This is a genomic window from Gryllotalpicola sp. CP2-P1 (genome assembly GCF_057512245.1).
In genome coordinates, this window is sequence record NZ_JBLRDT010000001.1 from 14,101 (window position 1) to 35,592 (window position 21,492).

The following is a 21,492-nucleotide window of genomic DNA, read 5'->3' on the forward strand; positions in this document are numbered from 1 at the left end:
CTCTGCCTTTCGCGAGACGGGGCCACCTGAATAGGCCGCCCTCATCTGCACGTTGCACGCGAGAGGCAGAAGCTGCCCGCAGGAGGCGCGCATCATCACGCTGATGATCCTGAGCTCCGCAGTCGACTCGAAAGCGCGTGCTTCCGGCGGGGCTGACGCAAGATGCGTGCCACCAGGTTGCCCACGGGAGGGTTGCTGGCGCGCAGATCTCGGCCCCTCCAACGGGGGCGCTTCTCCGGCGTCAACTGCCGCCAACCGACCGGTACTTTTCTAAGCATGGCCGACGATCCCATCGACAGTGCAGTCGATTCCCTTACTCTTCGCTTCACAGGTGTAGAGGAGGACGGCTCTGCGTTGCACGAGCTTCGTGCCGCCCACGTGGCCGAGGTCTTGCAGGGCATCGTTGGACTTGCGCATGACTTTGACAAGGCAGGGGTTTTCGATCCGGAAAGTCCCGCAAGCTCAGACGTTCTCGTCCGGCCCGCGCAACAAGGCTCCTTTCTGATTGAGGTGGTCCGCGTGGCACAGGACCATTGGCCGACGATCAGCGCTTACGGCGCCGCGATGGGCGTTCCGTCGCTGGCTCAGGTGGTTTGGTGGGCGACCAAGTCCGCACGCGCGGAAGTGAAGGACTTCACGCCCCTCGAGAACGGCAATGTCAAGGTGGTCTGGCAAGACGACTCGGCACAGGAGGTGTCTCGAGCGGCGTGGGATGAGTTGCAGAAACGGACGCGGCGACGGAAGAAGCAGCTTCGGCAGATCATGGCACCGCTTGGCGATTCTCGAGTGTCCGCACTCGATGTTGCCGGCGCGCCAAAGGTGGATCTCGATTCGGTCAAGGACCGCGAGGCACCCGAGGAGTTTGTACTGGACAAGGCGGACTACGCCGCGGTAAAACCCGAGGATGAAGTCCACGAGGACTTCGAAATCTTTGAGGTTGAGGCTCAGATGTCCGCCATTGACTTCGACGACCCCACCAGGTGGAGAGTAAAGACGAAAAGTCGTACTCGATCGGCCACGGTCGTGGACACCATCTTCCTCGGCCGAGTGGCCGGCGGGCTCGCCATCCGGAAAAACGACATCTTCCGGCTTCAAATCCGCGAAGATGCGATTACCAAGAACGGCAGCACGCGAACCAGTTGGACCGTGCTGAAGGTTCAGAGCCACAGGAGAGCAGCGGGTGACAGCGACTCATAGCCATTCAGGCCGACGTCGTCTAGATGTTGCCGGCCTCGGTCTGCTGCTTATCGGACTCGCTTTCGGAGCCTTCTCGTATTGGCTCATTTCGGCGGAGCATTTCAATGTCATCGTCATCGTCCCGTCCCTTGTCACGATGACGGTTGGGGCGACTCACTTGACCAAGCTGCAGGCGCCGCGCAACTAACCGGGCCTCCGTCAGGTCGTATGCGCCCCAAGATGGCTCTCACAGATCGCCTCAGTTGTCGTCAAGGTTTACGGCGCAAGGACGCCTCCGACAATGAGGCCAAGGCGTAGTCAGCCTTTAGGCATGAGGAGCCGGTCCTCGCCAGACCACCTCGCCCGGACATAGTCCACTTCGGTGGGTCTGAGGTGGCTGGGAGCCGATGCACGCAGGCACCACGGGGTGGTGTGCGCGCCGATTGCGGTCAGGATGCGCGCCGAATGTGCAACGTGTAGGTGTGAGGGGCGGAGTAGCGAGATGGAAGCGCGGGGAACGCGCTCAAGGGGTCAGGCAGGCGGTGGCCTATGCCTTCGGCGGCGCCTGCGACGCGACCCTGACCGCGAAAACGGCTGACGGCGTGCTGGCCGCGGCGGACTACGCGGATGCGGTGATGACTCGCTACATCGTCGAGAACGGGACCATCCGCGACGACCTGCTCACCCGGGCGCAGTTGCGCGATTGGGTCGACGGCTTCGATCCGCTGACGAAGGAGCAGCGCGGCACGCGTCTGGAGTCACCGAGCGCCGACCTGGTGCTGGATGCGACGATCAACTCGCCGAAGTCGTTCTCGATCGCCGCGATGCTCGACCCGGAGCTTGCAGCCGCGTGCGAGGATCTGCAGGACCGGCTGCGGGACCGGATCATCAAGCTCTGGCAGTCCGAGCTGAACGCCCGCCGCGGGCACGCCGGCGCGATCCGCGAGAGCCTCGCCCGCATCGAGGTCGTCGAGCTGAAGCACGAGCGTTCCCGGTCGCTGGATCCGCACAAGCACCGGCACCTGTGGTTGAACGTCAAGGTGCAGGGCGAGGACGGCAGGTGGTCCAACGTCGACACCCGGGTGGCGCTGCGGTTCCAGAACGTCGTCAACGCCGAAGGCGACCTCGCCGCCCGCACCGACCCCGCCTGGATCGCCGCCCTCGCCGCGAAGGGATTCACGCTCAACGACGACGGCGAGATCGACCAGCTCGCCCACCTCGTGCGGCCGCTGTCGAAGCGGGCAGCGCAGATCGAAGCGAACAAGGCCGAGAGAACTCGCTGGTGGAAGGAGCAGCACCCCGGTCAAGAACCCTCGCGCGATGTCCTCACCCAGATCGACCGCTGGGCGTGGGCGACAGGCCGGCCCGACAAGCCGGGCCGCGTCGACGAGGACGAATGGTCGGCGCGCGTCCGCCGTGAACTTCAGGCCGCGGACCCGCACCTCAGCCGGCCGCTGCCCGCCGCCGGCATCCGCCACCTGGCCATCGACGACCTCGATCTGGACCTGCTGGTCGCGAAGGCGATCGTCGACGCCGACGCCCGCTCGACCGGAACCGGCGGCCGGTTCAGCGTCATGGATGTCCGGGCGGGTGCGATCCGGGCTGTCGCGGCATCCGACGTCGTCGCCGACCGCGGCGAACTCGATCCGCTGATCGCCCAACTGACCGCCACGGCGATCGGCACGCACACCGTCACCCTGCTGACTGAGCCGAACATCCCCGCCCACGTCAAGCGGCTCATGGCCACCAACACGGCGACGCTCAAGGCGACGCTCGCCCGCCGCATCGAGGCGCTGTCGACTCCGGGCATCCCACTCGACCTCGAAGTGATCCGCCGCATCGCCTACGCCCTCGACCCCGCACGCGCCCTCGACACAAGCCAGGCCGACGCGGCATCCGCGCTCGCCGGCACGGCGCGCAGCGTCGCCATCTCGGGCCCGGCGGGCACCGGCAAGACCACGATGCTCAAGGTCGCGGTCGCGGCGCTGCGCCGCCAGGGGCGCAACACGATCATCGTCGCGCCGACGAAGAAGGCCTCGGCAGTCGCGGGACGCGAGACCGGCAGCGCATCGTCGTCGCTGCACCAGCTGCTACACGACTACGGCTGGCGCTGGGCGGACGACGCCGCAGGTGCCACCCGATGGACACGCCTGCAGCCCGGCGACACCGACCCGCAGTCCGGCGCGACCTACAACGGCCCGACCATCCGAATCCGACCCGTCGACCGCATCGTCGTCGACGAAGCCGGCATGCTCGACCTTGAGGCGGCATCCGCACTGATGGATGTCCTCGAACGCACCGGCGCCGGCGTCGCCATGGTTGGCGACGAGCACCAGGCTCTGCCCGTCGGGCACGCCGGCGCCATGGCGCTCTTCTGGCGCCGCGCGACCATGCAGGTCGAGCTGTCGACGATCCACCGCTACAGCGACCCGACGTGGGCGGATCTCACCGCTCGGTTGCGGGACCCGCGTGGCGCCGACGAGGCCGCGGCGGTCGCGCGCGAGGTCGTCGCGACGGGGCACGTGGTGCGCGCCAACAACGATGTTGAAGCGCAGCAAGCGATGACGGCTGCCTGGTTCGAAAGCCGACGTCGCGGTGAGAGCCTCGCCCTGGTCACCGCAACGCACGGTGAAGCGCAGGTGATCAGCGAGGCGATCCAGACTCGTCGGCTCGAGGCTGGCGAACTTCACGCGACGCACGCGACGTCGGGCCAGGGCGGTCAGGCCATCTTCGCCGGCGATGTCGTCCAGACCCGGCGCAACGACGGAGCCGCCAACGTGCAGAACCGGCAGACCTGGGTCGTCAAGTCGATTGGACGCGAGCACGTGATCCTGGCATCGGTGTCCGACTCATCGGACATGCGCAAGATCACCCACGACTATGCCGCGGCTCACCTCCACCTCGGTTACGCGACCACGGTGTATGGAGTCCAGGGCGAGACGACCGACCGGTCACTCGTCGGCCCAGGTGTCGACGCGGCAGGCCTCTACGTCGGACTCACGCGGGGTAAACACGACAATTCCGCGGTCGTCGTTGCGCCAACGGAAGCCGCCGCACGCGCCCAACTCGTCGAGACGATGCAGCGGCAGGTCATCGAGGAAAGCATGGACAAGTCCCGTGCTGCCGCTCAGACCGAACTTGACCGCTCCGCCAGATCTAACCAGCGAGCCAGACTGACGGCTGTCGGCGCAAGCGGGCGTCCTGGCGTCCGGCTCTCGTAGCGCGGAAACGAACGCGTCAGCGCGATTGCATGCCCGTAGCGCGCAGCCAGCGCCCCAGCGTGTTCGCACCATCGATCCCGCCGTCATACGAGCCGAAGCGAAGAAGCGCAACCCCCAACTCATCGGCCCGCTGCTGAGTCGAGGGGCGAACGCCGCCGGGCACGAAGACCAGGGCGTGTCGGCCGTCTGCGGCAGCAGTCGCAGCGGCATGCTCGACGATGGCGACATCTAGATTGCCGCGCCGATTGTCGACCCAGGCGAGATAGCCGGCGCTATAGATGTCGCATACAAGCTGCGCGTCGCCCGTCGCCTCGACTGCATCGGTGGCACCGAGACAGACCATCCAGTCGCGGCAGACATCCAAAGCCTCGTGCGCGGAAGCTCCGTAGGCCATCGCTCGAAGCGGCTGAGGGTCCATGAGCCAAGTTTGAGTCCAACGTCAGACCTCGGCAGCGGCACTCACGAAATTCGTAGAGTTCGCGAGCCCTCATTCAACGACAGCTCGGCGTTTGCTTCGACGAGGCAGGGGCACGAGGAGGCCGTCCAGACGCGTCGAGTCAACGAACACCTACGTCAGTGCGGATGACGCGCAGAGTCCCGGCCTTGCGGAACGATGACGGGATTGGCGTCCCGGCCCAAATAATCCGCAGGAATTCGCCATCGTCCATGATGGCTGCTGCCGGCACGTCGGGTGAGCCAACCAGACGGTCTCCGATCCGGAGGTCTTCCACTGGTATCTCGATTACGTGGACCGATTCCTCTGTCATGTGAAGAGCGTATGCACGCTTGCCGCCATCCGACTCCAGCCCGAGTCGCGGGCGGTTACGTCGCCTTGCCGCAAGTGCGAAGCTAAGACCGGCGACCGTCGCCGAATCGCGTCGTTTCGGACTACCCAGCCATGTACGCGTTCGAGGCGCACGTCTCCGCGAGGAGATCCTGCCGGAGGCAGCGGTCGTCGCCGCAACCGCGGCGCGCTCAGTGTTCGTTCACGCCGGCGCTAACGCGACAACAGCGGGCGTTTGCGCGAGCCGGGTGAAGCGTTGACGGAGATTCGACGCAAAGACCGGGTCCGTGATGACCACGCCGGCCTCAAGGTTGCGGTGGGCGGCGGCGTCAGAGAGATTCGCGCTCGTGATGAACGCGATGGTGGAGTCGATAATGATCACTTTGGAATGCTGAGCACCGTACGAGCCCGGCGGCGAGGGCACGTACGTTAGAAATTTCGCGCCGGCGAGGCGCCGCTGCAAGAGTTTCGCCGTGTTACCGTCCTTGATCGAGTTGTCGACCAGCAGGGTAACCGCGATACCGCGACCGATCGCACGCCAGAGCGAACTCACGAACGGGGAGTCGCTGGTCGCAGAGTAGGTGGATGCGAACACGTCGGTCGTGGCGCCGTCGATAAGGTTCGCGAGCGCGGCGGTGGTGTGATCGCCGTCGCCGTCGAATGTCGGGCCGCTCCACACCGGACGGAGATCTGTTCGGGAGTCGTCGCGAGAACTCGCTAATGCGCGCAGCACCTGGGCGAGCGGGATAGCTCCGAAGGATTCGAAGCAGGTCGTGAACGCGGCTCGCGCTGGGTGTTCCGCTCCGAGCGCTGCAAGCCCCATGGTCAGGTCGTGGTCGATCTCGAGACTGGCCGCAACGGCGCGGGCCGTTGGTGCCGTCAGTGCTGCGGCGAGATGCTCGATCGGAGAAAGAGCCATGGGTTCAGCTGCCGATGCCCGCCGCGGGCCAATGCACGTCCGCGAGCAGCGGTGTGAGGCCCTTCGAGCCCGCGTGTAGATCAACGGCGAAGCGGCGGTCGAGGAAGCGGTTGGCCCGCTCGCACGAGGTCTCGGACAGAAAGAGACAGAAGTGGCAAGCGGCCCCGTGCAGGAAGTCCTCCTGGCCTTTTGGCACGCGGTCCGCACAGATCGGATCCGACGAGCACCGCGCGGCGCGGTGCAGCGCTTCCTGCATCACGTCGTCAAGGCGCGCCGTGCGGGCGAGGTCGACGAGACCGCCTAGCGTGCCTTCGCTGTCAGGCGACGTCGTCGTTATGAGGATGCCTGCTGCGGGCTCGCGTTCATCAGTACCGCGCCACGCATAGATGCGTTCGGCGATCGAGGCCGAACCGTATCCGCTCGACATCGCCATCTCACGTATGAGGAGATGCGAGATCGTGTGCAGAGCCCAATACCTAGGCGGTGGCAACAGCTCTTCGGGATCCAGCACCACGCCGGTCTTGCTTTGCCGGCGCTTCAGGTTGCGCTCGTGTGCCGCGACGTGCGCTCCCCAAACTTCGGACGCGAGTGTCGCGTTTTCCCAACTCAACACGGCTTGCTCATCGAAGCGGAGAAAGACGCCCTCGCCGCGGTCCTCGGTCGCCGGCACCCACGTCGGCTTGCCGTTCTGCGAGAGTGGCGCGATCCGCCCCCGTTCACCGCCGACACGGTCGGGGGCATCAATGCGGGTGAACCCCGTAAACGCATTGGCTTTGCGTATCCGGTCGACGGCGACGACGTCGCTGAGCACCGCGGCGAGCGCGGCCGGCACGGGTTCGGAATGCACTTTGAATCCGGCCTTGGCGTCTTCGGATTCGAATTCGTGCGGGTGGGTGAGGGTCTCCCATTCGGGGATGAGGAGCCGGTGCGCGTCGTAGGCCGCTGCAGTATCGACGGTAGCGGCCATGCCGCCGGGGAGCAGCGCTGCGTGCACTGCCTCAAGTATCTGTTCGTCGGAAGCCAATGCGAATGGGGCGGCCTGGTCAGCGTTCCACTCGCGCCAACTCGCAATCGCTGGGAGAGAAGTGAGCTTGGCGACGGTTCCGCCCGGCAACCCCATGACCTCAAGCGTTAGATCCGCAATCGTCGGCACCTTCCGTTTTGGGAGCACAAGCACAGAGAGAGTCGTCGAGAACCACTGATTTGCGGCACCGAGCAGCATGAATTTGACTTCGCCGGTGCAGGGCTTGTCCGGCGACGCGTAGCTAGGAAGATGCGGATGCCTGCCGCGACACGCAGGTAGTGAGGAGTCACCGCCGGCGCGTGTGACCTCGGCCATGTTGCGGGTTGCGCCACAGGCGACGCATTCAAGCCTGACCTGAGGGCCGATGTTCGAACGGAACTCGACCATGCGCAGCGGAGGATTCGGAACAGTGCAGTTGTCGAGCGGGTGATCGTCGTGGCGGTGTAGCCACTCTCGGTAGGGGAACTCGTCGAGGTGACCGTTTGTGCACGCAATCAGGTACCGCGCGGGAACGGCGGGACGCGGCCGGGGCTTGAGCGAGCCCTCCTTCCGTCCTTTCCCAGGGCGCCCCTTGCAGGACTTGTGTACAAACTTGGCCTGGTCAGGCCTGTACTTGCTCGTGTTCTCGAACGCGAAGAAGTCTTCATTGATCGGTGCGAGCCGATCACACCCAGTGCAGCGAAGCCACCCGGGGAATACGCGCGCGGGGATGCCCACCGGTGGGCCGTCTTCGTCGGGTGTCCACGGCGGCAGGCGCAGTTCTTGGACCAGCGGGCCGAGTTCGCGACGCACGGCCTCAAGCAGTCGCGGTACCTGCACAAGGATTGCCCCGCCCTGCCGGTGGTACGCCTTCTCCCAGGCGTCGAGGCCCTGCGGCATGACGGCGATGTGGGGCAGATCGACGGTGGAGCCGATTCCGGCGGTGTACAGCATGCCACTCGGGCGGATCGTGCCGACCTTGCTATGGTTCTTCGATTTCTGCTCGTCGTCGAGAAAGGCGTCGACGACGACACCGGCGATGCCCGGCGAGACGTCGACGGCACCGATGACCCCTTCGTTCGTGGATCCGTCAGTGAAGTCGGCTGCGCTGGTGACGGAAAGAGGCGCGGTGGCGTCGGTCATTTCTTGGCCGCCTTGTTCGAGAAGGTCCATTGCGGAGCGATGGAGGTGGGAGGCTCGACGAGTTGGAGCGGGGCGACGAGCAGCTCGATCTCGGGCTGCACCTCACGCATCGAGTTCGCGACTTGGAATAGCTTCGGCGCCGACTCGGAGATCTCGTCTTCCGGGCTGCGCAGCAGCGGCTTGACATAGGCGCCGCCGGGCACCGACTTCTTGACGTATGTCAGACCGCCGTTGACCAATGCGGATTCCTCCTCCCACTTGTCGAGCCGCAAGACGAGTTTGGACACCGACGACGCCGCGGCGGCTCCGCCATCATCCGCGGCGATCGCAAGGCGCTCGACGAGACGCTTGACGAGCTGATTGAGAACGGGCCTCCGCTGAACCACCTTGCCGGCGCCGGTGGTCTTCTCGGGGGAGAGCGACTCAGCGGGCGCTGCGGCCCCGTCCCCGACGCGCGCCGCCGACACGATGAGCCCGGTCAGGCCGCGCTCGAGAGAGGCCTCGGAGAACGGGGTCACCGAGAGCGCTTCGACGTTCGCGTAGAACGTGTCGTGATAGTGCTCGAATTGCTCGTAGTGGGCCATGTCCCTAGGGCGGGCTCGATTCGCAAGTGTGACTACGAGTCCCGGCTTTGCCGAAACGCGGCCTACACGCGAGGACGCCTGGATGTACTCGGCAGTGTTCTTCGGCTGGCCCACGATAAGCATCAAACCGAGTCGAGGAACGTCGACGCCGACCTGCAGCATTGACGTCGCGAGCACGACGTCATAAGCCCAATCACGCACCGGCAGTTTCTTGCGCGCCGCGTCCGCCGCGGCTGCGAGCTTCGCGAAGGCGGCGCGACCCGCGGTAGTGTCCTTGTCAGCGTCGAAGGGCACAGCGAGCTTGGTGAGGGTTTCGCCTATCTGCGAGGACGAGATGCGAGACGTTAGTTCGCCGATCCTCAGACCGTTCGATGCACGACGCGGATAACCGCTGTCTTTACCAGGATTCGAGATACGAGTCGCGATGTCGTCATCGAGGTATCGACGCATACCCGCGAGTTCGCGGGTCGCGCTGAAGTAGTCAACGAGGGTCATGTACGGCTCGGCGGCATCACCGTGCATGTCGAATAGTCGCTGCCCGGCAAGCAGCAGGATCTCGCTGACGCGGATCTCTGCCAGTGTGAGGCGGGCGCCGTGCGCGCAGACACCGACGTACTTACGGCCGGGCATCTCGGGCGTTATCGGCTCCTCTTTCGAGAAGAACGTGTCGGCCACACTGAGCACCTGCGGCGGGAACACCTGCACCTGCCGGGCGTAGAGCTTGCGCACCTGGTCCGCCGCGCGCCGCACCGTCGCCGTCGACGCGACGACGAGCGGCTTCACAGTGGATGCCGTGGCTGCGTCGTCACCGAGCTGCCAGGTCGAGAGCACATCGATCGCGCCCTCGAAGAGGCCGACGGCGGTGCCGAGCGCGCCGGTGATGAGGTGGAGTTCGTCCTGGATCACGAGGTCCGGCGGACGCAGCCGACCGGCTGGCCGCACATTGGCAGGACCGTAGTTGCGGCCGTTCTCGGTCTTCGGCTGGTGACTGGACGCACGGCAGACGCGAGAGTCAGGGTGCTGGTAGCCGTGCCGCGGGCAGTACTTCGAAACGTAACCGAAGAGCGCAGCGGCTTCGCCTTCACGGGCGAGGCGCGCGAACTTGTCGACCGTGGCGAGCAGAAAGGTTGGCGGGCGGCGGTAGATCTCATCGTCGATAGTGAGCACAGGCAGCCCGTCCACCGCCAAGCCGCCCTTGCGGAAAGGGCAGCCCGCGCGTGCGCCGCAGTACACGCGGATGCGCGCCTCGACGTCATCGGCCTCGACGTCCTTGCCACCGTCGATCGGCGTGCCGCACCAGGGGCAGTGCGTGAACTGCAGCGCTGTGAGGCCCCAACCCGCCGAGGTCTTGCCAGAGCGGACGTCCTTGACCTCGCGCGCGGCATCGGCGTAGTACTTCGGGCTCACGCTTGAGCCAACCCAGAGTCCGATTGTGAACGGGGTCTCGCCCCATTTCGCGGGGTCTTCGCGGCGCACGAGTTCGGCGGCGCACATGAGCGTCGTGGCTCGGAGGAACTGCTGCGATGTGAGGAGCCGGAGCGTGTATCGCATGAGCACGGTCACGCCGTCGCGGCCGTCGAGCGGGCCGTCGGGGGTTTCGACGACGCCCTGCACTCTGCGCAGGCCGAACGTGAACGCCGCGAGCCCGAGGTACGCCTCGGTCTTGCCACCACCGGTTGGGAAAAACAGCAGTTCGGCGCGGGGGAGGTCCGACGAGCGGCGAGGGGCGGTCGGGTCGATAACTGCCGGCAGTTGCATGAGGATAAACGCGAGCTGGAACGCGCGCCACGACGCGGCCTTGTCACCTCTCGCCTCGACGATGGCGACTGCAGCGGCCTCGTTGAGCGACGTATCGGCGATGCGAGTGGCCGCGACCTGGGATCGCAGCCGCTGCTCGCGCATCGTGCGGTTCATGAACGCGAACGCTGTGCGGGCGAGCTCGCCGTCTGCATCGGTGGCGAGCAGGGCGTCGAGACCCTCTCGCAGGCGCGCGGCCGCAAGCGCGCCATCGGCGATTCCGATCTCAGCTTCCGCGCGCAGGTGGGGCGGCAGATCTTTCGCGACGGATGCCTGCTTGGCGAGCCATTCCTCGTAGCCAGTGACGAGCGGCGTCAGGCCGGCTTCGAGCTCAGCACGGCCGGCCTCGACGAGGAGACGCATCGAGAGCTCGGCGCCGGGCACTTCGGGCGCGAGGGTCTGTGGGATCTCGGCGGTCGGAAGCCAGGTCGTCCGCACTTCAGTCGCGCGGCGCGCGTCGGGGGCCGGCATCGTCCACGTGGCGGAGACAGTGCGGCCGATCGCGAACTCGAGCCGGTCACGGTAGAGCAGATCGAGGCGGCGCACTTCTTCGTCGCGGTGGCGGCGATCGACCTCGATGGGATCGTGCGTCGGAAGGAACACCGCTGACCCGTCGATGGCAGCGACAAAGAACGCCGCCTGGAAGAGCCAGAGTCGAGGAGGGAGTTCCTTGCCGGTGACGACGATGTTGAGGAGAGCTGCTTCTACGACGAGCGCGCCGTCGTGGTCGTAAACCTCAATGTCGAGCACGACCTCGCCGGGCTCGATTTCGTAGCGCTTCGAGCTTCCCGTCGCGATCTCAGTCACGTCCACGTCGACGACAGCGCCTCCGGGACGGCGATCGTAGTACGTCCGGGTATTTCCCTGCTCGTCGGCCTCACGGCGGGACGCGTATCGCCCCCAGCTCGGCGTGAAGCGCAACGGCGGGGCACCGTAGGGCACCCTGAAGCGCAGGCCCATGGACGACGGCGCGATGAGCTTCGACTCGGGGCCGCGGTCCTCGTCCTGCTCGCGGGAATCGACGCTGGTGACATCGTCATCGTCGTCGTCGGCGGTGACGCCGCGAACGTCCTTGTTTCGATCTGCATCGGTCCGAACCACATCGTCATCAGCGCTCGGCCCGGACTTGTCGGTTTCGTCAACCGAGATGGGGGCGAGCGCGCCGACGAGGTAGCGACCGCGTGGCGTGCCGTCGATCGTCTCATCGGCGCCTCCCCATGGCCCCATGAGGTCGCGTTCGAGCAGATCGAGCAGCTCGTCGCGCACTTGCGCCGAAGTGGTGGCAGATGACTCGGTCACTAAATCAACGCTCCTTCGGGCTTGTCGGATTCCTCGAAGCTCTTGCCTTTGCCGGCTCTCTTCGGAGCCTGCTGCGCCTCGATCGCCGCGCGCCGGTGATTCTCCTCAAGCAGCCGGTCGAGTATCTCAACGCGGGCGGCCGGACTTACCGTCCATCGCTCCATTTGCCGATACGTGTGGAACCCGTGCTCAAGCGGGATGTCCGTCCACCCATACGCCTCCATCACCGCCTCATCGATCTGCACGTGGATCGACCGGATGAGATCGACATCGGCATCATCCTGCACGCCCGGCGAGTTCACGAGGTTGTACAACGCGGTGAGCCCGAGTTGGCGGCGGATCATCAACTTGCGGCGATCGCTGTCAAGCTGCTCACCGAGCTCGCGCATGCTCGCGGTGTTCTCCGGTCGCGGCAGTGTCTCGAAGACATCTGACGGCGTGTATCGCGGGTCGTTCCGCATTCCCGAACCGTACTTGATCGCCCACGTCTGATGTGGCATCGACGAGAGAAACGCCAAATCAGCGAAATCGTCAAGCAAGAAGATCGCCAGTGCGTGCGAGAACACAATGCCCGTCTGGACGACAACAGGTAACGCGGTGCGACTGACGATGGTAATGGCCATTGCGCGCGATCGACCCGAGAGACTCTTGTACAACTCAGTTCGAGGGCGGAGGAATCGCCACCAGTACTCGCGCGCGTACGGGTCGTTCTGTCGCAGACGGTCGGGCTTGACTCTCTCTTCGATCACCGAGAACGGAATCGCATAGCTTCGAGCCGTTGACTCATCCATTGAACCGAAATCGATGATCTCCCGGCCGGGGGTGAAATCCGGCCGGCCGTTGAGGTCTTCGCCGTTCATGTATGGCCGAAGTACCTCGGCAGATCGAGGGTCAGCAGACCGCATCCTTGCAGCCTCGTCCGCTTCTACGGCGAAGCCCTTTCCAAGCGCGATAGTTCCTTGGTAGACGATTCCTTTATTTGCCCGCAACTCGGTCGGCCTACCAGTCACGTTCCCATCCGGCTCCAGGAGCGACGATATCGAACGGACACGTAGACCGTCGGACACCGGCTCTACATGCAGCGTGCGACCGCCCGCGGTCACCCAAAGGGCGGCGTACTCCAAGTTCGCGCTGCGGGCCGGCCAACGTGCACTTTGAACAGCCCGATAGATGGTCGCGTGCTGTGCGAGAAGCTGATCAATTCCCACTTCTCGCGTTGCACCCTGGGCCACAGTGTTGGTCGCGATGATTCCGAAAACGCCGTCCGGCCGCAGCAGACCGAATGCTCTGAGCAGAAAGTAGGCGACAAGATCGGCGCTGCCGCTTCTGCCCGCGGCTAACGTCCTTACCATCCAGCTACGCATCGAGTCCCCCATGGCCCCGGTTAGCTTTTGCCCGCCAAGGAACGGCGGATTGCCGATGACTGCGTCGAAACCGCCGTGGTCATGGACGACGTCGGGAGCTTCGAGGATCCAGTGCAGCGGCCTCCAGCGGGATTCACCGGTATCAACGGTCGGGGTCAATCCAGCATCGATGATCGCGTCAAGGCGGCGTCGCTTACCAGCCGAACCGTCGGCCGGGTAGGCGTCGCGGAGCGCTTCAGCGAGTTCGTCGTAGCGCTCCTCAAGTTTGCGCCCTGGCCGACCTCCCTCAAGCAGACCGACGGCGATGGTGCCATTGGCAACATCGCGGAGCTTTGCTGTGACCCTTTTCGACTGAGCGAGGAGAACACGCTTCGCGCGAGTGGATCGTGCGGGGTCATCGTCATCGACCTGTCCGGAGGCGAGCTCACGCCGGAGCCGTCCAGCATCCGCAAGTTCCTTGTCGACGTCGAAGGCGGCAAGCTGCCGCTGCATCGATTCTTCCGGATAGATGTGCTGGGCCTTGAGCTGCGCCTCCGTAGTGACGCCGAGCAGCGAGTTACCGTGAAAGACCCGGTCGTCGACGAACGAGAACGGCTTGTCTGGGTCCATCGATATGAGCCAGAGCGAGAGCTTGCACATCTCGACGGCCATGCCGTTGATGTCGGCACCATAGAGGCAACGTGCAACGATCTCACGCACCGCCCAGCGCCGCGGGTCGGACTCGGCCCCGACGTCGAGCCCCTCCTCGGCGCGAGCCTCAAGCAGTCGGTCGGCGAGGTACCGTGCCGCGGCGACGAGGAACGCGCCAGAACCCGCGGCGATGTCGGCGACCTTCAGGTCGAGGATCTCAGCCGACGACTTGAGCTTCCACTGCGCGGAGTCATCGACGTCGAGCGGCCCGGGGGAGTAGACAAGCGGTTCGAGGGCGTGCAGTACGACCTCTTCGGCGAGCGACTTCGGCGTGTAGTGGGTGCCGGTGTTCGCCCGCTGCGGCGACTCAGTCATCACGATGCCGCCGGCCGGAATAACGTACGGCGACTCGCGCAGATCGTCACGGATGAGTGCGTGGAACCGCAGCAGCCGCTCGACCGCGGCGGGATCGTCAATGAGCACGTACCCCAAGCGGGTACGAGCGGCCGCGATCGCAGCCTCATCGGGCTTCGCACCGTACGCCTTCGCGAGCTGGTTCGCCGTCTTCGGCTTCGAGTGCTCCTGGGTCTTCTTCAGGTGCGCGAGCAACCGCTTCGCGAAGTCGTCGGGCGTCGTCGCGGCTGCAGCGAGCGACTCGAGTTCGGTAAGCAGAATTTCCGGTTCGTAGCCGGACTTGCTGCTCTGCAGCCCGACGATGATGTCATTCGCGTATTCGGCCGAATACCCGAGCAATCCCTCGTAGACGTAGCCGATCTGCTCGACGTCGAGGTCGCGGAACGACAGGCTGCGAGCCTCGCCCTTGACCTCGGCGATCTGCACGGCGCGCAGCACCTCAAGCATCGCCCGATCGCTCACGCGAATCGTGAGCCGACCATCGGCGTCGGTCGCGTGCAGCCACGGGAACCGGCTCGGATCGAATAGTGAACCACCGTAAGCGGGCATCCGGATGTCTTCGAATGAAACTCCGCCGAACACGGCGTTGCTCGCCGCGATCAGCCGGTGCCAGGTCTCGGAGCGCCCGTCGAGCAAGCTCGCGTCGGCGGCATCGAGCAGCTCTCGTTCGAGCTGCTGACGAACACCCGCGATCGCGTACGCCGAGCGATATAGGCCCTGCTGGGGTAGCAGCTCGCGCTCCTCGGCGAACAGCAGGAACACCACGCGCATGAGCACGGTTACGGCGCCCTCGTAGACCACCTTGGCGTCCTCGGGCAGCGGTGAGACCCCGCCCGGCCTCGCGAGCGCGCGGAGATGTGTGTCGCTGAAGGACTGAAGCACGAGCTCGACCGCTCGACGAACCTGGTCGCCGAGCGCCTCGGTGATCTCCTCCGCGCTTGCGATCGACTCTTCGAAGAGCGGCGCAAGCCGCTGCTCGGCGTTGCCGCCTGCGATCGAGTCGAAGCCTGCGAGCGCGAAGAACGCGTCGCGGCTCGGGCGCTCCTCGCGCCAGAGCAGGGCATCCCAGACGCCGCTTGCAGTCGTGCGCTCCTTCGCGGCCGACACCAGCGCCCACCAACGACCGTCGGTCACGATGCCGAGCGCGACGCCGGTCGCACGCGCGAGCAGGGCGGCTCGGTCGATCGCGCTCGCGGACCAGCCATCAACATTTGTGCCCGACTTGCGCAGATCCTCGGTGCGCTCGACCACCGTGACCAGCAGCTCGGGCTTCGCCTCACCGGCTTCGAGCGTCGCGAACGGGCGCAGAACGATCGACCCACCCGGCTGGACGTACCGCAGGTCGGCCGCGGGCTGCACGTTCAGCTCGTCGCCCCAGCGAAGCAGGTCGTGCAGCACGGTCTCTATCCAGCGGTCGCGCTCCACGGTGTACACCTGCTCGTCGCCACCGTTCGCCGCGGCCGTCCACGCCGCGATCCAGCGGGTGTGCTCGTCGATGAACGTCGCGTTCACGTCGTCGATCGAGTCATCGGGCTTCGGCAGACCCTGCCTGTAGAACGACTTCAGAGCAGCCTTCGACAGGAAGGGTCCATCGGCGTCGACGAGCGACAGCCACTCCCACTGGTCAGGCGCGGGCATTCGCGGACTCCAGACTCTCGACATCTGACGGTGTCAGCGCGAACACGAGCGCGGCGACGAACACGTGCGCGGTCACGTTGCGGTAACGCCGCTCGACTGCCTCGCGTTCTTCGCGATGCTCCTGCTCAAGGGTGCTGAGGCGCGTGCGGATGCGTGCGAGATCGGTCTCGCGCTGGCGCACTTCCTCGGGCAGTTCGAAGAGCGCCTCCTCGCCGACACGACGGGACTCCTCTGCTGCGGCAATCGCGCCCATCAGGGTCGTGCGGAAACGGTCGAAGATCGCGTCCACTGCGACGAGGTCTGCCTCGCGACGCTCGGTGAGATCGGCCTCGACCTCGCGCTTGCGGCGGCTGGCGCGATTCTCGATCGCCTGCGACACGCGGGCGCTCACGCCGTCAGTCTTCTCAAGGTCGGCATTCCACCGGTTGACGAGTTGCCGTTTCGTTGCGTCGCCGGGCTCAGACAGTCGCGAACCGTCGAGAGCCGACGATAAGAGCTGCTCGGCCTTCTCGATGCCGAGCTCCTGCCGGCGCGAGAGCCGCGTACCCGCGAGGAAGACTTCCTCGTGCAAGCGCACACCACCATCGCCGACGAGCACGAGTCGCGCGACTCCGGCGGCAAAGGACTGATCGAGACCATCGACGACGACCGCGCTCACTCCGTGCACGCGGTCGGTGCGCTGCCAGACCTCTGCCCTCAGTGCTCGAGCCGCACGCTGCACGAGCGGGTGGCCCAGGTGTGCGAACACCACATCGGAACGGGCCTTCGCGTGCTGGTCGGAGAACGTCAGCGGGCGAGGCTCACCCGGCTTGAGACGAGTGTCGAGCCCGCGGATCGCGGGGACCCACGATTGATGGAGGCCCTTCGGCACTATGTAGAGCGTGCCGTCGTCGCTGGGATCGCTAATCTCCTCCAGCGGTTGTTGACCAGTCACACGCAGGCCCTCCGAGAGCACCCGGCGCAGGTTGCGCTCGTGCAGGTGCAGGCGATCGCGCGAGCCCTCAAGGCGTTCTGCGAGTCTGGTCAGCTCACGCGACATCGTGTGCTCGTCCTGCAGCACCTTGTTGATGACCTCCTCACCGGCATCCACTTTGACCGTGCGGCCAGAGCTCGTGCCGAAGCCGAACTCGCGTTGGATGTCGGGCGGCAGGATCTCGCCCGCCGAGCCCAGGTCGTGTCGGACCTGGGCGACCTTCTTGGCCAGCCGGGCCAGCAGCTCGGTGTCCTTCGCGTAGCTCGTCGAAGCCGCCGACCTGTCGGCGGCTGGGTGCCACACGATCGGCGACTGGGTCTGGCCGTACCGGTCGATGCGACCGATGCGCTGTTCGAGGCGGTTCGGGTTGAATGGCACGTCGTAGTTCACGAGCCGGTGGCAGTATGTCTGCAGGTCGATACCTTCGCCCGCGGCGTCGGTCGCAATGAGTATGCGGAGGGCGTCCTCGGTCGGCGGGGCATTGAACTTCGCCCGGATCTCCTCCCTCTCCTCCGCATCGGTGGAGCCGTCGATCACGGCGAGCCTGGGGCCACCAAAACCACGAGCCTGCAGAATCTCGCGCAGCCAGTCGGAGGTGCTCACGTACTCGGTGAAGATCACGAGCCGCTGGACGCTCGCGTTATCGAGGACAGTACGCACCAGCTCAAGGAGCGCGGAGAGCTTCGAGTCGGGTTTGCCCTCGTAGCTCCAGCCCCAATTGATCAGGAACTCAAGGTCGTCAATGTCCTGCTGTTCAAGCGGTACCTGGGCTCGCTTCGCGTTGCGCAGCGCCTCAAGCTCGGGCTGCTCGTCGCGACCTTCTTCGAGATCGGATGCTTCATCGCCGAGTACGTCGTCGTAGTCGGGCAGATCGAGCGCATCACCGTCGCGGGTGCGCAAAAAAGTCTCGGCCGTCGAGGCGAACGCGACTGGCGACGAGAAGAACCGCTTCTTGAGAATGAGGGTCGCCAAGTCGGACGCGCGCCCTCCGCTGTCCTGCCTCACCGCGGCATTGCGGCGCTTCGTGAAGGCAATCAGACGGTCGTACGCCTCGGCCTCGTCTACCGAAGGCACGAAATCGAGCGACTTGATCTCGCGGGGTTTGAAGCCTTTTTGCGGCAGGTCAACTTTCAGCCGGCGCACCGCGACCTGCCGCAGTGCCGTCTCGTCGAGGTCGGCGCCACGTGCGAACCGATGACTGTCGATCATCTCAAGGAGCGCGGTGAACGACTCGGTGTACCCGTTGTGGGGGGTCGCGCTGAGGAACAGACGGTGCTCGCACTTCTCAGCGAGCTCGCGAACAGCGATGGTGCGATGACTGTCGATCGCATATCGGCGCTTTGAGCTCGAAGCCCGGCGACTCGGCGCCGCCGGCGCGACGTGGTGCGCTTCGTCGACCACAAGTACGTCGAAGGCGTTCTGCCGCGCAGTGCTCGAATCCGCCACGCTGGCATACACCTCACTCAGATAACGCTGCGCCCGCGGCGACGGCAGCCAGGACATCGAGACGATGACGCGCGGGTAGACGCGGAACGGGTTGGCGTGCACGCCGAACTTGCGCCGGAAGTCTTTGAGAGCCTCGGAGTTGACGATCTCGAAGCCCAGGCCGAACTTGTCGCGCAACTCCTCCTGCCATTTGATCTGCAGGCCGGCTGGACACACGACGATGACCGAGCGGGCGCGGTGCCGCAGCAGCAGCTCCTGGATGACCAGACCCGCCTCGATCGTCTTGCCGAGGCCCACGTCATCGGCCAGCAGCAGGTTCGCGCGCGGTGCATCCAGTGCGCGACGTAGGGGTTCGAGCTGGTAGTCCTCGACTGTCGCTGAGCTGCGGAACGGCGCCTGCAACGTCTTCGGGTCGGCGCTGGTGAGCGCACCCCAGCGGAGGGCATCCACATAGGCCGCGAAGAGGTTCGGTTCGTCGAAACGGGTCACGCTAATCGCGTCGGGTAGCCCCTGGTCGGGAATCGTGCTCGCACCCGCCTCAAGCTCCCAGACCACCGTGATTTCGCGACCGTACTGGTCCTCTTCGACCGACTGTAGGCGCACCGCGTGCTGTAGTTCGGCTCGGGCATCATCAGCGCTTGAGTGCTGCAGCGCCTGCTGCCACACATCGGTGACCGTCCAGCGTGCGCCTCGCACATTCACAAGTTGCCCGACGTCGGGTACCTCCATGGAGACGCGCTTGCTCGACTCGATCACGGCATCCACGTCGATATCAACTCCTGGGGTCGAACTCCTCGCTACCAACGTGTCTACACGTATTCGCTTGCATCAAGCACCTGACGCAATACTGGTTCTCGTCGACTTCCGCGAGTTTTCGCGGAACTCAAGCAGCAGTGAGAACATGCGCTCCCCCACTTGTGGGGGAACCGCGTTGCCGATCATGACCGCGAGCTCGCTGCGCGTCCGGCAACCCGTGAAGTCGAAGTAGTCAGGGAAACCCTGGATGCGGGCGGCCTCATGAGCGGTCAGGGCTCGCGCTCGCGACGGGTGCATGTAGCGACCTTGTCCGATCGAGCCATAGCCGGAAGTGATCGTCTGCGCTGGCTCACTCCACCGGAGCTGCCCATACATCGACTTGTACGAGTGCTCGCCCTGGTGACACACCGGCCGAAGATGATTCGGCAGATCGAACTCTTCGGGGTGGTCGAGCAGCCACTGCATTCGCTTCAAGTTGTCGGCCTTCGCCTGTGGCGCCTGATCAAGGATCGTCGTCGCCTCCTCAGAAGCGTCGACGAGATCGCCAATTGCCCACTTGAGGTCATGCGTGATCGCAGTGGCCTCAAGTTCATCGAACAGATCACTAGGCAAGAGCTCGCCAGGCATGGTCGCGACCAGTACATGCCGTCGGCGCGTCTGCGCGACGCCGAGTTCCGCGATCGGAATTACGCGCGCCTCGACGCGGTAACCCATGGCTTGCAGTCGGGTGCTTGCGCGCGTGACCACGCCTTCGCCGTCATGGCGATCGTTCACCACCGCGGGCACGTTCTCGATGAGGATGATCTTCGGCTTGAGGACCTGCGCCGCTCGTACCATGCGGAGGTACAGGGCGTTCTTCGCGTCCACGCGTCGCGTGTGGTTGTTGAGATTGCTGTGGCCCTGGCACGGCGGCCCGCCGATGAGCGCGTCGATAGCCCCGATTTCTTTGCGGATTCGGGCTTCGGCCAATGTCCACGATTGATGCGGCTCGTGGCCTGCCCCGGCGTCACCGTCGAAGAGCTCCTCCACCCGGCAGCACTCGACGCGTTCCGCGCCAGGAAAATTCGAGCGGTAGACCTGTGTGGCGGTGCGCTCGAAGTCCACCGCCAGTGGAATCTTAAGAGCGAGTCCTCTTGCATGCGCGGCCTGGGCTACGCCAAGCGTCAGGCCACCGCAGCCCGCGAATAGATCGACCACCCGGAACGAGCCATTGCCGTCCTCGAAGGCGGGTCGCGTGCGCACGCGCAAAGGGTGCTCATCCGCTCCGCTTTCACCCGCTGCCACGAAAAGCGATCGTACCTGTGGTGGTCCGTGGTGTACGCCGTGATTCGGTGGGAGCGCGCGGCGGAACTGGATTGAAGCGCCGGCACGGACTCAAGCAATGTCGGAACTGTCAGGCGTCTGCCCGGTGACTGAAGCAAATGGCCAATCGCGCGCCCTGGCTTCGAGCCGACCGCGGTGGCCCTGGCCACCGATCGCGCTCTGGGCCGCCGACAAGTGCTCCCCGATCTGTTCGGCAAGGTGCGCCGCTACGCGCATGTGGTCGACGGCCGACGCCACGCTCTCGGTCGGGTTGCGTCCGTCATCTTCCGTGACGGCGTACTCGCAGAGAGAATCCACGAGCCGCTCGCCCAGCTGATTGAGCGCCTGCTCGGCGCCGTATCCGAGCGCCGTCTTGAGGTTGCCAAGCACGCCATGGACCGTCGGCGCTGGGATGCCGCCGCCCCAGATGGTGGCGTGATTGATGGCGCGGATCGCCTCGTACGCCGCGTCGGCATCGGCCACGACACCGGGACGCTCATCGTCTTCGCTCATGACTCCATTCCTCCCGTTACGGGCCAACAGCGGGGTCGGCCTCGCCGACCCCGCTGCCGACCACTTATGCGACGGACGCCGATGCTCCGGCTGGTGTCGACTGCTCAACTGCAGGTCCGGTTGCCGAGGCATCCGGCCCATCCGTCTTCGGCCGTCGTGCGATCTCCACCCGGTTGTAGCGCAGTGATGGCCCGACGGCGTCGGCGACGACCGCAGTCGCCGACCGGTTCTCGCCGGTGCTCTCGTCAGTCCAGTGATGGAACTCGAGGTGGCCGCTCACCAGCACGGCGTCACCCTTGGTGAGGCTGGCCTTGACGTTCTCCGCGGTGTGGCCGAACGCGGTCGTGCGGTGGAACTGGGTGTCGCCGTCCACCCACTTGCCGGCTTCGAGTTTGCGGTCGGTGACGGCCACGGTGAACTTGGCGAACTTCGTGCCGTTGGCGGACTCTCCGAACGTTGGGTCGGCCACGAGGTTGCCTTCGATGGTGATGGGTACGCGTGTGCTCATCGTCTTCTTCCTCTCAGATGCC

Annotated in this window: 12 protein-coding genes; 2 read left to right on the forward strand and 10 right to left on the reverse strand. The window is 65.4% G+C overall.

The annotated features are described in order from the left end of the window. The first annotated feature begins 276 nt into the window (after positions 1–276). Positions 277–1,197: an LAPAL motif-containing putative phage structural protein gene (locus ACM2XV_RS00080; protein ID WP_487025539.1), complete on the forward strand. Its 921-nt coding sequence runs from the start codon at positions 277–279 to the stop codon at positions 1,195–1,197. A 521-nt stretch (positions 1,198–1,718) separates the two neighbouring features. Then, positions 1,719–4,397, forward strand: coding sequence for an AAA family ATPase (locus tag ACM2XV_RS00085; RefSeq protein ID WP_487025540.1), 2,679 nt, complete (start codon positions 1,719–1,721; stop codon positions 4,395–4,397). Positions 4,398–4,413: 16 nt separating this feature from the next. Here ACM2XV_RS00085 and ACM2XV_RS00090 read toward each other — a convergent pair whose 3' ends face one another. From ACM2XV_RS00090 to ACM2XV_RS00135, 10 genes are all read right to left on the reverse strand, one after another. After that, positions 4,414–4,815, reverse strand: a complete 402-nt coding sequence (locus ACM2XV_RS00090) for a hypothetical protein (protein ID WP_487025541.1) — start codon at positions 4,813–4,815, stop codon at positions 4,414–4,416. A 139-nt stretch (positions 4,816–4,954) separates the two neighbouring features. Further along, positions 4,955–5,164, reverse strand: a complete 210-nt coding sequence (locus ACM2XV_RS00095) for a hypothetical protein (RefSeq protein WP_487025542.1) — start codon at positions 5,162–5,164, stop codon at positions 4,955–4,957. A 219-nt stretch (positions 5,165–5,383) separates the two neighbouring features. After that, on the reverse strand, positions 5,384–6,100 hold the full coding sequence (drmC, locus tag ACM2XV_RS00100) for a DISARM system phospholipase D-like protein DrmC (protein ID WP_487025543.1): 717 nt from the start codon (positions 6,098–6,100) through the stop codon (positions 5,384–5,386). 4 nt (positions 6,101–6,104) lie between these two features. Then, positions 6,105–8,246 (reverse strand): DrmB family protein, encoded by a 2,142-nt coding sequence (gene drmB, locus ACM2XV_RS00105; protein ID WP_487025544.1) that lies wholly within the window; start codon positions 8,244–8,246, stop codon positions 6,105–6,107. After that, positions 8,243–11,926 (reverse strand): DISARM system helicase DrmA, encoded by a 3,684-nt coding sequence (gene drmA, locus ACM2XV_RS00110; RefSeq protein ID WP_487025545.1) that lies wholly within the window; start codon positions 11,924–11,926, stop codon positions 8,243–8,245. The genes drmB and drmA overlap by 4 nt, the downstream gene beginning before the upstream one ends. Beyond that, positions 11,926–15,972, reverse strand: a complete 4,047-nt coding sequence (locus ACM2XV_RS00115) for an Eco57I restriction-modification methylase domain-containing protein (protein ID WP_487025546.1) — start codon at positions 15,970–15,972, stop codon at positions 11,926–11,928. Before ACM2XV_RS00115 ends, drmA begins: the two co-directional genes overlap by 1 nt. Then, positions 15,959–19,156, reverse strand: coding sequence for a DISARM system SNF2-like helicase DrmD (drmD, locus tag ACM2XV_RS00120; RefSeq protein WP_487025547.1), 3,198 nt, complete (start codon positions 19,154–19,156; stop codon positions 15,959–15,961). Before drmD ends, ACM2XV_RS00115 begins: the two co-directional genes overlap by 14 nt. Before the next feature lie 63 nt (positions 19,157–19,219). After that, the gene (locus ACM2XV_RS00125; protein ID WP_487025548.1) at positions 19,220–20,431 is read right to left on the reverse strand and encodes a DNA cytosine methyltransferase; all 1,212 of its coding nucleotides are present in this window, start codon (positions 20,429–20,431) and stop codon (positions 19,220–19,222) included. Between the two features lie 90 nt (positions 20,432–20,521). Next, a complete protein-coding gene (locus ACM2XV_RS00130; protein WP_487025549.1) occupies positions 20,522–20,962 on the reverse strand; it encodes a hypothetical protein in 441 nt (146 codons plus the stop codon). Between the two features lie 64 nt (positions 20,963–21,026). Then, a complete protein-coding gene (locus ACM2XV_RS00135) occupies positions 21,027–21,470 on the reverse strand; it encodes a single-stranded DNA-binding protein (protein WP_487025550.1) in 444 nt (147 codons plus the stop codon). Between the last annotated feature and the right edge of the window lie 22 nt (positions 21,471–21,492).